At 50.0% G+C, this 13,397-nt stretch carries 13 protein-coding genes; 4 read left to right on the top strand and 9 right to left on the bottom strand.

All coding sequences use genetic code 11. From position 1 onward, the window contains the following. Positions 1 to 103: 103 nt before the first annotated feature. Positions 104 to 799 (top strand): dethiobiotin synthase, encoded by a 696-nt coding sequence (bioD, locus tag HEN33_RS05095; protein ID WP_000919226.1) that lies wholly within the window; start codon positions 104 to 106, stop codon positions 797 to 799. Here the strand turns inward: bioD and clcB are convergent. From clcB to HEN33_RS05130, 7 genes are all read right to left on the bottom strand, one after another. Beyond that, a complete protein-coding gene (gene clcB / locus HEN33_RS05100; RefSeq protein ID WP_176263011.1) occupies positions 752 to 2,044 on the bottom strand; it encodes a voltage-gated ClC-type chloride channel ClcB in 1,293 nt (430 codons plus the stop codon). The two genes, bioD and clcB, sit on opposite strands and share 48 nt — an antisense overlap. Positions 2,045 to 2,201: 157 nt before the next feature. Beyond that, positions 2,202 to 2,816, bottom strand: coding sequence for a Tat proofreading chaperone DmsD (gene dmsD, locus HEN33_RS05105; RefSeq protein WP_032184289.1), 615 nt, complete (start codon positions 2,814 to 2,816; stop codon positions 2,202 to 2,204). A 42-nt stretch (positions 2,817 to 2,858) separates the two neighbouring features. Further along, complete coding sequence (gene ynfH, locus HEN33_RS05110) at positions 2,859 to 3,713, bottom strand: selenate reductase membrane anchor subunit YnfH (RefSeq protein ID WP_105277002.1); 855 nt, start codon at positions 3,711 to 3,713, stop codon at positions 2,859 to 2,861. A gap of 1 nt (position 3,714) precedes the next feature. Further along, positions 3,715 to 4,332, bottom strand: coding sequence for a DMSO reductase like molybdoenzyme iron-sulfur subunit YnfG (gene ynfG / locus HEN33_RS05115; protein ID WP_176263012.1), 618 nt, complete (start codon positions 4,330 to 4,332; stop codon positions 3,715 to 3,717). Between the two features lie 10 nt (positions 4,333 to 4,342). Next, positions 4,343 to 6,766, bottom strand: a complete 2,424-nt coding sequence (ynfF, locus tag HEN33_RS05120) for a selenate/tellurate reductase subunit YnfF (protein WP_176263036.1) — start codon at positions 6,764 to 6,766, stop codon at positions 4,343 to 4,345. A gap of 60 nt (positions 6,767 to 6,826) precedes the next feature. After that, entirely contained in the window at positions 6,827 to 9,253 is a 2,427-nt protein-coding gene (ynfE, locus tag HEN33_RS05125; protein WP_176263013.1) for a selenate/tellurate reductase subunit YnfE, read from the bottom strand. A gap of 198 nt (positions 9,254 to 9,451) precedes the next feature. After that, a complete protein-coding gene (locus HEN33_RS05130) occupies positions 9,452 to 9,757 on the bottom strand; it encodes a DUF1161 domain-containing protein (RefSeq protein WP_105278778.1) in 306 nt (101 codons plus the stop codon). Positions 9,758 to 9,864: 107 nt separating this feature from the next. Here HEN33_RS05130 and HEN33_RS05135 point away from each other — a divergent pair, with 107 nt between their 5' ends. After that, positions 9,865 to 10,575 carry a YnfC family lipoprotein gene (locus tag HEN33_RS05135; RefSeq protein ID WP_074394117.1) on the top strand — a complete coding sequence of 237 codons (711 nt, stop codon included), beginning with the start codon at positions 9,865 to 9,867 and terminating at the stop codon, positions 10,573 to 10,575. 2 nt (positions 10,576 to 10,577) lie between these two features. Here the strand turns inward: HEN33_RS05135 and speG are convergent, their stop codons facing one another. Further along, positions 10,578 to 11,138: a spermidine N1-acetyltransferase gene (gene speG, locus HEN33_RS05140; RefSeq protein WP_001138584.1), complete on the bottom strand. Its 561-nt coding sequence runs from the start codon at positions 11,136 to 11,138 to the stop codon at positions 10,578 to 10,580. A 34-nt stretch (positions 11,139 to 11,172) separates the two neighbouring features. Beyond that, positions 11,173 to 11,514, bottom strand: coding sequence for a DUF1283 family protein (locus tag HEN33_RS05145; protein ID WP_000705207.1), 342 nt, complete (start codon positions 11,512 to 11,514; stop codon positions 11,173 to 11,175). A 134-nt stretch (positions 11,515 to 11,648) separates the two neighbouring features. On the opposite strand from HEN33_RS05145, the gene HEN33_RS05150 reads away from it, so the two are divergent. Together HEN33_RS05150 and rspA are read left to right on the top strand one after the other, a co-directional pair. Beyond that, a complete protein-coding gene (locus HEN33_RS05150; protein ID WP_176263037.1) occupies positions 11,649 to 11,975 on the top strand; it encodes a YnfA family protein in 327 nt (108 codons plus the stop codon). 205 nt (positions 11,976 to 12,180) lie between these two features. Then, the gene (gene rspA / locus HEN33_RS05155; protein ID WP_176263014.1) at positions 12,181 to 13,395 is read left to right on the top strand and encodes a starvation-sensing protein RspA; all 1,215 of its coding nucleotides are present in this window, start codon (positions 12,181 to 12,183) and stop codon (positions 13,393 to 13,395) included. The last annotated feature ends 2 nt before the right edge of the window (positions 13,396 to 13,397 follow it).

The raw sequence follows: 13,397 nt of genomic DNA on the forward strand, positions 1-13,397 counted from the left end.
AAATTTGCGCTATCTCAATTTGGGCCAGGAAAGCATAACTTAGACTTTCAAGGTTAATTATTTTCCTGGTTTATATTTGTGAAGCATAACGGTGGACTTAGTGATGCTGAAGCGTTTCTTTATTACAGGTACAGACACTTCTGTAGGGAAAACGGTGGTTTCCCGCGCATTGCTACAAGCGTTAGCCTCCCAGGGAAAAACGGTTGCGGGATATAAACCCGTAGCGAAGGGGAGCAAAGAGACACCCGAAGGGCTGCGTAATAAAGATGCCCTGGTGTTGCAGAGTGTTTCAACCATCGAACTGCCTTATGAAGCAGTTAATCCTATCGCGTTAAGCGAAGAAGAAAGTAGCGTGGCGCATAGTTGCCCAATCAATTACACCCTCATTTCAAACGGCCTGGCAAACCTGACCGATAAAGTCGATCATGTGGTGGTCGAAGGTACTGGCGGTTGGCGCAGTCTGATGAATGATTTGCGTCCGCTCTCTGAATGGGTGGTGCAGGAACAACTACCGGTGTTGATGGTTGTCGGTATTCAGGAAGGTTGCATTAACCATGCACTTCTGACAGCTCAGGCGATTGCCAACGACGGGCTGCCGCTCATTGGCTGGGTGGCTAACCGAATCAACCCAGGACTGGCGCATTATGCGGAAATCATTGATGTGCTGGGTAAAAAACTTCCAGCACCGCTCATTGGTGAACTGCCTTATTTACCGCGCGCCGAACAGCGTGAACTGGGGCAATACATCCGCTTAGCTATGCTGCGCAGTGTGCTGGCGGTAGATAGAGTCACGGTGTAACGTCCGCGAAATTACCGACGCAATTACGCAGGCAATCAATAAACCGGGGAGTAGCTGATACTCCCCGGTCATTTCACATATCATCAACGTCGACATAATCGGCGCGTGCGTGGTCGCCGCCAACAGTGTCGCCATCCCGGTCAATCCGAGTAAAAGCGTAATTTCTTCGCTATCAGGAAACCATAACCCCAGGCTACGCCCATACAACATGCCAATGGCAAGACCGATAAAGAGTGTCGGTGTAAACACACCACCAGGCGCGCCGGAACCGCTACTTGCCAGAACGGCAAACAGTTTGCAAAGGAAGATCCCGGCAATGATCATTAACAGTGGCGGGGCGGTTAAAAAGGATTGTACGGTGCTATAGCCGTTGCCCCACACGGCAGGGGTGAACAGAGAAAGCAGACCCACGATCAACCCGCCGAGTGCCAGTTGACAGGGGGGCGCAAGTTTGAGACTTACAAATCCACGATGACTGGCGTTCATTAACGTTAACAACACTGGTCCGCATAGACCTGCCAGCACACCTGTACTGATAATCAGCGCATAGTCACGAGCCTGAACCGTCACTGAGAGTTGTACGCTGTAGAGTAACGCGTCGCTATGATTAATCAGATTGCTAACCAGCAACGCCACGACGGCGGAAATAATCACCGGGCCGAGAGAGGCCAACATCATAGTGCCAAACAGCACTTCGGCTATAAATAAACTGCCAGCAAGCGGGGCGCGGTAAGCCGCAGCCATTCCCGCCGCAGCTCCACAGGCAATCCATAATTTCCACTCCTGGCGTGACGTAAAACGCTGAGCAAAACAGGAGGCGGCAAGGGCAGCTAAAAGAATCATCGCACCTTCGCGACCAATTGCGCTGCCGCTAGTTACTACCAGCAGAGAGGCAAGCGATTTAACCAGGCTTGCTGCGTAATCGAATTTACCATCGGTTTGCAACGCTTCCATGTAATCGGTCGGCGCATGAGGGCGTTGCTGGGTAAATTTCTGCCAGCCCATCAGCAACAAACCCGCCGCCAGTCCGCCGAGCGCCGGAGTTAGCAGCCGTCGCCACGGAGAAAGATTCGTCGCTGCATTGACCAGACTGCCGGAGTCATTATTGAGGAACAGCCATTCCAGTAGCAGCATCGCGTGACGAAACGCGGCAACGGCAAAGGCCGCAAGAATACCGACTATTATTGCGATAAGCAGACGGCGGAACATAGTGCGCAGATCCGGATAGCTGTGTAGATGGTGCATGAGCAGAAATGGACAATGAAACACGAGCGACTATTTTGCGGCAAAACAGGTTATCGGCAAAAGCAGTGCGTGCTTAAAGCGATAAAATACGTGACGTTGTAACGTATTGTTGCCGAATAACGCGTGATTGTCGCCATCCGGCAATATTGCGGCAACTTTATCGAAACAGTGGTTTAACCGCGACAGGAATCAACAGTTGTGATTGCCATTGCGCCAGCGTTAAGCGAGCCAGTTCACCCAGCGCACGGTAGAAAGGGTGTTCTGCTTTTTCGATAAAAACGTCAAGAAATCGTGTTGACCACGGAAAAAGGTGCCATGCCAGCAATTCTTCGCATTCTGTCTTGCGACCATTCTCCGCCAACCACGCAGCCATCAACAGCAGTGAACCAAAATGATCTTCCGGTTCGTTTTGCTTCATTTCAAACTGAATGCCTTTCTCGCGCATCCACTGACGAAGTGCCAATGTTGAATCGCCAAACAGCACAGATTCGCGATCCAGCCAGACCGACCCCCACGGCGGAGACGGCAGTGCCCACGGGCCGACAAACAAACGCTGCCAGGCCTGGGCGCGAGTCTCTTCACTCTGTGCCTGAAAAGCCGTCACCAGCGGCGCTAATGACGCTTCTGGTAGAGGCCACTGAGTTTCCCAGCCGTCACTGGTGAGTACCGCAACCAGAGGTGCGGCTTCTGCACTCTCTGGAGCGTAATAAAACAGCGCGCCCAACACGCGCGCCGCGACAGAAAAATTATCTTGCTGTGAAAAATGGGTCATTCCTAACATCCTGAAATGTGCGGGTTGCCCCGCACCAATTTGTTAACCTGCAATAGCCATTCCTACCGTCATGTGCAGGCCATAAAAGAGCACACGCCCGATCATCTCACCGCCGAGTATGAGGATTAGCCCCAGAATAAGTCCGGCAACGTGAGGTTCACGGCGACGAATGAGCGGACAAAGCCAGCATCCTAGACCTGTGCATAACAATACCACACGCCAGACCTGTAAGGAGGCGTAATCTGGTACCAGTGCGCTGGCTTGTTGCACGGATGAGTGAATAGACGCCAGAGACAAACCTTGCAGCACAATCACCCCGGCACAAGCGATCAGCGCCAGAACGCTAATGATGGCAAATGGTGTGGTATTAAATGTAACGCGAGCTGCCCGCAGAATTGCGGCAGCAAGTATTGGACCGCTCAACAATACCGTCAGGAAGAAAGCCAGCGTAGTGTAACCGTTATGCCAGGTTGGCACGGTGTCGATTTGATACACGCAGGTCATCATCCAGACGAAAATGACGCCGAGCGCCATGCTGACAAGTAACCAGAGTTTCCCCAACGCTTGCGGCATTTTACCGATGACCGCCACCAGCCACCATAGTCCGCCAACGGCAAAAAATATGGAACCGGCAGCAATCTCGTTACTCAGACCAGAAGCTCCGATTCGATTCAGCGAGTTAAACGCTCGCAGTGGCGATCCCAGGTGCATGACAGAGGCAATAAACCCGATGCCCATCAACAGCCAGAGGAAAAACATGCCACGGACAATACGCTGACGGTCTGCGTCATTTTTGCTGGCGAACCAGCCAATTCCGCTAACAATCAGCGCGCCTACTACGCATTGGCCCAATACGGTAAAGATAACCAGTGGCCATTCGTGCCATCCATTTCCCATTTTACACTTCCTCCGGATTAGCCAGGTAACCAGTGGTATCGCCGGTCGGGCGGCTGTTGGCGTTAGGTTTGATAACAATATTGGGTTTTGTGAAATGCGCGCGCGGAAGTGGCGCGACGGCAGCCAGAGTGCCGTGCTTCTGGCGCAGCTCTTCAATTGGACCGAATTCAAGTGCACGCAGCGGGCAGGATTCGACACATATGGGTTCTTTCCCCTCGGCGACGCGCGAATAACAACCATCGCACTTCGTCATGTGCCCTTTTTCAGCATTGTACTGTGGCGCGCCGTACGGACAAGCCATGTGGCAGTAGCGGCAGCCGATACAAACATCTTCATCAACCACCACAAAGCCATCTTCACGCTTATGCATTGCGCCGCTGGGGCAGACTTTTGTACATGCGGGGTCATCGCAATGGTTACAGGAGATGGAGAGATAATAAGCGAACACGTTCTGGTGCCAGACGCCATTATCTTCCTGCCAGTCGCCGCCAGCATATTCATAAACACGGCGGAAACTGACTTCCGGGCCAAGATCTTTAAAATCTTTGCACGCCAGTTCGCAGGTTTTACAGCCAGTACAGCGGCTGGAATCGATAAAAAATCCATATTGTGTGGTCATGGGCTACTCCTTAAACCTTTTCGATCTGGACGAGATTGCTGTGCGACGGGTTTCCCTTTGCCAGCGGTGAAGGGCGGTGAGAGGTCAGAATATTGATACTGCCGCCGTGATCGACCCGGTCACCAAACATATCCGCTTTAAGCCACGCACCTTGCCCGATGGCGGTAACGCCAGGCAGAATACGCGGAGTCACTTTTGCGACAATGCGCATTTCTCCATTATTGTTAAATACCCGCACTGTATCGCCATGACGGATACCGCGTGCCTGAGCATCAATGGGGTTGATCCACACCTCTTGTGGGCAGGCCTGCTGTAACACATCAATATTGCCGTAGCTGGAGTGGGTACGTGCTTTGTAGTGGAAGCCCGTTAGCTGCAGTGGATAGGTTTTCCGCAGGGGATCGTCCCAGCCATCAAAACCTGGGGTATACGCAGGAAGGGGATGAATAATTTCATCTTTTTTCAATTCCCAGGTATCCGCAATCGTCGCCAGTCGTTCAGAATAAATTTCGATTTTCCCCGAAGGTGTTTTCAACGGGTTTGCCTGTGGATCTTCACGGAATGCGCGGAAAGCGACGTAATGTTCTTCCGGGCATTTTTTCTTAAAGATCCCGGTCGTTTTCATCTCCTCGTAGTCCGGCATCTCAGGGTTACGTTCCTTCGTTTTCGCATGGAGATATTTGATCCATTCATGCTGGCTGCGACCTTCAGTAAAAGTTTGATAAACGTCTGGTCCTAAGCGTTTCGCGACTTCACTCAGCATCCAGTAGATGGGTTTGCGTTCAAATTTTGCCGAGGTGGCGGGTTGGGCGAGGATCACATAGCCCATATTCCCGGCAGATTCATGAGAGATAAGGTCTTCTTGCTCTGTTGGCATCAGGTCGGGCAACAGGATATCGCAATACTTAGCCGAGGCCGTCATGAAGTGGTCAATGCCAACAATCATCTCGCACTTGCTGTCATCCTGAAGCACCTCATGGGTGTGATTGATGTCGCCATGTTGATTGATCAATGTGTTACTGGCGTAGCACCATAAAAACTTGATGGGGACATCCAGTTTTTCTTTTCCACGAATACCATCACGGGTCGCGGTCATTTCCGTACCGTGGTCGATGGCATCTGTCCATGTAAAGACGGAAATCTGCGTTTTAACAGGATTATCAAGCATCGGGAACCATTCGACCCCCAGATCCCAGCTACCTTCGCGTACACCTGAGTTGCCGCCGTTTATGCCGACGTTACCGGTGAGAACGGAAAGCATGGCAATAGCGCGGGACGTTTGCTCGCCGTTGGAGTGTCGTTGTGGCCCCCAACCCTGACAAATATAAGCAGGTTTTGCTGAACCGATCTCTCGTGCCAACTGGATAATTTTTTCTTCCGGGATGCTGGTGATTTTTGCTGCCCATTCCGGCGTTTTAGCAATGCCGTCAGGCCCTTCGCCCAGAATATAGGCTTTATAATGTGCGTTACGTGGTGCGCTGGGGGGCAGCGTTTTTTCATCGTAACCAACACAATATTTGTCGAGAAATGGCTGATCGATCATATTTTCAGTAATCAGCACCCAGGCAATCGCACAGGCCAGTGCACCATCAGTACCAGGGCGAATGGGCAGCCATTCATCTTCACGCCCGGCAGCTGTGTCGTTATAACGTGGATCGATGACGATCATGCGTGCGTTTGAACGTTCGCGGGCTTGCTCGACGTAGTAAGTGACACCACCGCCGCTCATCCGGGTTTCTGCCGGGTTATTTCCGAACATAACGACCAGCTTCGTATTGGCGATATCATCCGGGCTGTTGCCATCATTGGCACCGAACATATAACTCATTGCGGCACTGATCTGTGCGGTACTGTAGCTGCCATAGCGACTGAGAAAACCACCACAAGAGTTCATCAGACGGTACGGGACGTTTGAGTTGGTGATGTTTCCGCCATCTACGCCTGTTCCGTACAGGACATGTACAGCCTCATTGCCGTAATCTTTTAGGATCCGCCGAAGATTATCACTGATGGTATCCAGGGCTTCGTTCCAACTTATCCGTTCAAATTTACCTTCACCGCGCTTGCCGACGCGCTTCATGGGATATTTCAGCCGATCAGGATGATTCATCCGTCGGCGGATAGAGCGCCCGCGTAAACAGGCCCGAACCTGATGATTACCGTAAACGTCGTCACCTGTCGTATCAGACTCCACCCAGTACACAGTGTCATCTTTCACATGCAAACGTAACAGACAGCGGCTCCCGCAGTTAACGGTGCAGGAACTCCAGACCGCTTTCTCTTCTACCGGAGCCTCTGCCGCTCGGACCATTTGGGAAAATGGCAGTGTGAAAGCACTGCTTGCTAGCGCGAGACTGCCAAGAGCGGAGGTTTTCACCAGACTTCTACGGCTGATTTCAGCCGACATGAGCGCCTCTGTGGTATGGATTTTCATCATTACTCACTTATTGCTTTTCAAGCAAAATGTCATGCCATAATTTATGGTTGTAGTGGGTTATATTTTTTCGATCTCGACCAGATTAGTGTGCTGCGGGTTTCCCTTCGCCAGTGGTGAAGGGCGCAGAGTGGTTAGCGTATTCACACAGCCGCCGTGGTCGATTTTATCGCCAGACATATTGGCCTCGTGCCAGGCTCCCTGGCCCATAGCGCTAACTCCAGGGAGAATGCGTGGTGTCACTTTGGCTGGTAGCCGAACTTCGCCACGATGGTTAAACACTCGCACCATATCGCCGTTGGCAATCCCACGTTTCTGTGCATCTATAGGGTTGATCCACACTTCCTGACGGCAGGCTGCCTTCAGGACATCAATGTTGCCGTAGGTCGAGTGAGTACGGGATTTGTAATGGAAACCAAACAGTTGTAGCGGGAAGGTACTACGTTCAGGGGCGTCCCAGCCTTCAAAGGTTGAGGCATAAACCGGCAGTGGGCTTATCACTTCATCTTTTTCCAGTTCCCAGGTACGGGCAATTTCCGCCAGTTTGCTGGAATAAATTTCAATCTTACCGGAAGGCGTTTTAAGTGGATTTGTCTCGGGGTCGTCACGAAATGCTTTGTAGGCGATAAAATGACCATTGGGATCCTTACGCTTATAGATACCCATTTTTTTCAGTTCGTCGTAAGACGGTAATGCCGGATCTTTGGCAAGCATTTTGGCGTACAGATGTTGTAACCATTGTTCCTGAGTGCGGCCTTCAGTGAATTTTTGATAGACGTCAGGGCCAAGACGTTTCGCGACTTCACTTAGGATCCAGTAAATCGGTTTGCGTTCGAATTTTTCGCTGGTGACTGGCTGGAGGAAAATGAGATATCCCATGTTACCGGCGTAATCGTTAGGAATAATATCTTCCTGCTCAACGGTCATCAGGTCTGGCAGCAGAATGTCGGCATATTTTGCCGATGAGGTCATAAAGTTTTCGATGACCACAATCATTTCGCATTTCGATTCGTCCTGCAGAATTTCATGCGTTTTGTTAATGTCAGAATGCTGATTAACCAGGGTATTTCCCGCGTAGTTCCAGATGAACTTAATGGGCACATCCAGTTTATCTTTGCCGCGGACGCCGTCGCGGATTGCCGTCATTTGCGGGCCATGATCGATAGCATCTGTCCAGCTGAAGCAGGAGATTGACGTTTTGACCGGATTATCCAGCACCGGCAGGCGTTCTATGGTAATGGTATAGGTCGATTCACGCGCGCCACTATTCCCGCCGCTGATGCCGACATTGCCCGTCAGAATAGGCAACATCGCAATAGCGCGTGCAGTCAGCTCGCCGTTTGCCTGGCGTTGCGGTCCCCAGCCCTGGCAGATATAAGCGGGTTTTGCTGTGCCAATTTCACGCGCCAGTTTGATGATACGGTCCACCGGGATACCGGTAATTTGCGAAGCCCACTGCGGCGTTTTCGCTGTTTTGTCGTCTCCTTCACCAAGAATATAGGCTTTATAGTGACCATTTTTTGGTGCATCTGCGGGTAAGGTTTTTTCGTCATAGCCGACGCAGTATTTATCGAGAAAAGGTTGATCAACGAGATTTTCGTTAATCAATACCCAGGCAATACCCGCAACCAGCGCGGCATCGGTGCCTGGGCGAATAGGAAGCCATTCGTCTTCACGACCGGCAGCCGTATCGGTATATCGCGGATCGATAACAATCATTTTTGCGTTCGATTTCTCGCGCGCTTTTTCAAGAAGATAAGTGATGCCACCGCCGCTCATGCGGGTTTCTGCCGGGTTGTTACCAAACATCACGACCAGCTTGCTGTTTTCAATATCCGTGGTGCTGTTGCCATCATTACTGCCGTAGGTGTAGGGCATGGCACAGGAAATTTGCGCGGTGCTGTAGGAGCCATACTGATTGAGTGAACCGCCGTAGCAGTTCATCAGGCGTTTGACCGCCGAGGCTGATGGTGAAGAGCGGGTCATATTGCCGCCAACAATCCCCGAAGAGTACTGAATATATACAGCCTCATTGCCATATTGTTCGACGGTTTTTTTCAGGCTACTGGCGATAGTATCCAGGGCTTCATCCCAGCTAATCCGTTCGAATTTGCCTTCGCCACGTTTGCCCACGCGTTTCATTGGGTAATTCAAGCGATCGGGATGATTAATACGTCGACGGATGGACCGACCGCGCAAACAGGCGCGTACTTGATGATTGCCATACTCGTCGTTGCCGGTGTTGTCAGTTTCCACCCAGGTGACTTCATTATCTTTAACATGTAGACGAAGTGCACAGCGGCTACCACAGTTGACGGAACAGGCACCCCAGACCACTTTTTCGCTGGCCTGTTGTACCGCTGCCGCTGCACTGCGCAGGGTGAACGGTAAAGAAAAACCGCCTGCAGCCAGCGCCAGAGAACCTATCGCGGTAGATTTAACGAGTGTTCTGCGGCTGATGCCCACCATTTGTTCATTTTTGGACATAACTCACTCCCTGTTCTTTATCGTTATATAAAAGTTTATATATTGAATATTTAGCGCGCTAACAATAGAGGGAGTCTACCCATTTTGGGTTAAGAATTATTAATCCATATCAATAGAAGGGTATGAGTAATAAGGAGGGATTATGTTGTATGTTCATATCGCCGGACCTGTTGAATCCGGCGTTCAGTCGATAATGTGTTACTGCGGTTCGGCAGGCGCGCCATCCTGGGTAGACTGCGCGGGAGCAGAGAGGTTACCGCTGGTGGTGCGGGTATAGAGAATTTTATGCGTATCATTAGCACAATGCCCGACGACCTGGGAATCAGGCTGATCAACCTGGTCATTGGGTACAATACTTAACGTGAAGCTGCTTTCAGGTACGCCATTATTGATAATACGCTGTGATATATCGCTCTTTATGCGCTCACAGGAAACCGGGACGGCGAGTACCGCGGGTGAGGCGAGGGCGAGCAGAAGCGCGGCACAGCAAGTTGAGAGTTTCATCATAAGCTCCTTACGCGAATATAACTTCTTTAAGCATAGCATTTAACGTGTAAAGTACTGTATTTGCTACTATGATTGAGAATCATCTCTACTGTCTGGTGACTGTTGTGAAATACAAATTACTACCATGCTTACTCGCGATATTACTCACAGGATGTGACCGCACAGAGGTAACACTTTCATTTACCCCTGAGATGGCCAGTTTCTCTAATGAATTCGATTTTGATCCGCTGCGTGGTCCGGTAAAAGATTTCACTCAGACATTAATGGATGAGCAAGGGGAAGTAACGAAGCGTGTTTCGGGGACTTTGTCGGAAGAAGGCTGTTTTGATTCACTCGAATTATTGGATCTGGAAAATAATACCGTGGTTGCCCTGGTATTGGACGCCAATTATTACCGTGATGCCCAGACACTGGAGAAAAGAGTACGTTTACAGGGAAAATGCCAGCTAGCAGAATTACCTTCTGCCGGGGTGAGTTGGGAAACCGATGATAATGGCTTCGTGATTAAAGCCAGCAGCCAACAAATGCAGATGGAATATCGCTATGATGATCAGGGTTATCCGCTGGGTAAAACCACGAAAAGTAACGACAAAACATTATCTGTCAGCGCTACGCCATCAACGGATCCGATCAAAAAATTAGATTACACAGCGGTTACTTTACTGAATAATCAACGGGTTGGTAATGTAAAACAGAGCTGTGAATATGACAGTCACGCCAATCCGGTAGACTGTCAGCTAATCATTGTTGATGAAGGAGTAAAACCCGCCGTCGAACGGGTTTACACCATCAAAAATACTATCGATTATTATTAATGCTATTGTGCGGTCGGCTTCAGGAGAGTCTGACCCGGTGTTTTGTGCTCTGCCAGATACTGATGCTGGAATATGCACATGCGAATGGCATTCCGATATTGACCATTAATAAAGAACTCATGCATCAATTCACCTTCAACCGTAAAGCCAAGCTTGCGGTAAATGTGAATCGCTTTTTCATTCTCTTTATCGACGATCAGATACAGCTTATAGAGATTGAGAACGGTGAAGCCATAGTCCATTGCTAATTTTGCGGCACGCGTTGCCAGACCTTTCCCCTGATATTCCGGGGAGATAATTATCTGAAATTCTGCGCGGCGATGAACATGGTTAATTTCCACCAGCTCCACCAGACCGGCTTTTTCGCCGTCACATTCCACCACAAAGCGCCGTTCGCTCTGATCGTGAATATGCTTATCGTACAGATCAGAGAGTTCAACAAAGGCTTCGTAGGGTTCCTCGAACCAGTAACGCATCACACTGGCGTTATTGTCGAGTTGATGTACATAGCGTAAATCTTCACGCTCCAGCGGGCGTAGCTTAACACTGTGGGCGCTTGGCATAACGTGTCCTTACATTCCTTAAATCAATAACAGGTTAGGGGGTAATAACGCGGCCAGTTCGACGGTCCAGGCAGCGCAAAGTATTTGGCTCCCAGTAGGCATTGATGTTGGCGCTTTGCTCACATTTATCGCGGTTATCAAAAGCGGCGTCGGCTTTATCCCACTCTTTTTCAGTGCGTTTATTCACTTTCTGGCGCAGATTGCGCGTGTCATTCCATTGCTCTTTTTCCATAGCGGCGTGCTGGCGGCTTTGTGCACTGTCGCCAGACTCAATCACCAGTTTGTTAGTTTCGGCATGAACAGTTGTGCTCAATGCCAGTGTGCAAGGCAGCAGAAAAGCGAGCAGGCCAATTCGTTTGCTGAGAGTAATTTTCATAATTCATTCCCTGTATGAATGATTAAAGGTGATTCTACACCATCCACTGCGAACGCAAAACGTACCAGGAGGATGTTTATATTGATGATATTATGTCGTCCTATAACTATACATGATGTCAATAAGTGACAAAGATGATTAAAACAACGTTACTGTTTTTTGCTACTGCGCTGTGTGAAATTATTGGATGCTTTCTGCCCTGGTTGTGGTTAAAACGAAACGCCAGTATCTGGCTGTTGCTTCCGGCGGGGATTTCTCTGGCACTGTTTGTCTGGTTGTTAACGTTGCATCCTGCGGCGAGTGGGCGTGTTTACGCGGCTTATGGTGGCGTTTATATCTGCACGGCGTTAATTTGGCTGCGCGTTGTGGATGGCGTGAAACTGAGTCTTTATGACTGGACGGGGGCGTTGATTGCGCTTTGCGGCATGTTGATCATTGTTGCGGGCTGGGGGCGCGCGTAAGGACATAAATCCATTTTATCAATAAGATACAAGGAAGTGTCAGCTGACAAAAGGTATTCTATTTCATCTTTTGTCAACCATTCACGGCGCAAATATACGCCTTTTTTTGTGATCACTCCGGCTTTTTTTGATCTTCATACTTGTATGGTAGTAGCTCAGTTGCGTAGATTTCATGCATCACGACAAGCGATGCAAGGAATCGAACATGAAGATCGTAAAGGCTGAAGTTTTTGTTACCTGTCCGGGGCGTAATTTCGTCACATTAAAAATCACCACTGAGGACGGTATTACGGGCCTTGGGGATGCCACCCTCAATGGACGTGAGCTTTCCGTGGCCTCTTATTTGCAGGATCACCTTTGTCCGCAGCTTATTGGTCGCGATGCACAGCGTATCGAAGATATCTGGCAGTATTTTTATAAAGGTGCTTACTGGCGTCGCGGTCCGGTGACGATGTCGGCCATTTCAGCGGTTGATATGGCGCTGTGGGATATTAAAGCCAAAGCTGCCAACATGCCGCTTTACCAGTTACTCGGCGGCGCGTCTCGTGAAGGGGTGATGGTTTATTGCCATACCACCGGTCACAGTATTGATGAAGCTCTGGATGATTATGCCCGTCATCAGGAGCTGGGATTCAAAGCCATCCGCGTGCAGTGCGGAATCCCTGGTATGAAAACCACCTACGGCATGTCGAAAGGCAAAGGTCTGGCTTATGAACCCGCAACCAAAGGACAGTGGCCGGAAGAGCAGCTGTGGTCGACGGAGAAATACCTCGATTTCATGCCGAAATTGTTTGACGCGGTACGTAACAAGTTTGGTTTTAATGAACATTTGCTGCATGACATGCACCATCGCTTAACGCCTATTGAAGCGGCGCGCTTTGGTAAAAGCATTGAAAATTATCGCATGTTCTGGATGGAAGACCCGACGCCTGCGGAAAACCAGGAATGCTTCCGCCTGATTCGCCAACACACCGTCACGCCAATTGCAGTGGGTGAAGTCTTCAACAGCATTTGGGACTGCAAACAGCTGATTGAAGAACAACTTATCGACTATATCCGCACCACGCTGACTCACGCGGGGGGGATTACCGGTATGCGCCGGATTGCCGATTTTGCTTCGTTGTATCAGGTACGTACTGGCTCACACGGTCCTTCCGATTTGTCACCAGTCTGCATGGCTGCGGCGCTGCACTTTGATCTGTGGGTCCCCAATTTCGGTGTCCAGGAATACATGGGCTATTCCGAACAAATGCTCGAAGTCTTCCCGCACAACTGGATTTTCGATAACGGCTATATGCATCCGGGCGATAAACCAGGTCTTGGCATCGAGTTTGATGAAAAGCTGGCGGCGAAATATCCCTATGAACCTGCTTATCTGCCAGTCGCACGTCTGGAAGATGGCACGCTGTGGAACTGGTAAGG

The sequence above is a fragment of the Escherichia sp. 94.0001 genome, assembly GCF_013369155.2.
Classification (GTDB): Bacteria; Pseudomonadota; Gammaproteobacteria; order Enterobacterales; family Enterobacteriaceae; genus Escherichia; species Escherichia coli_F.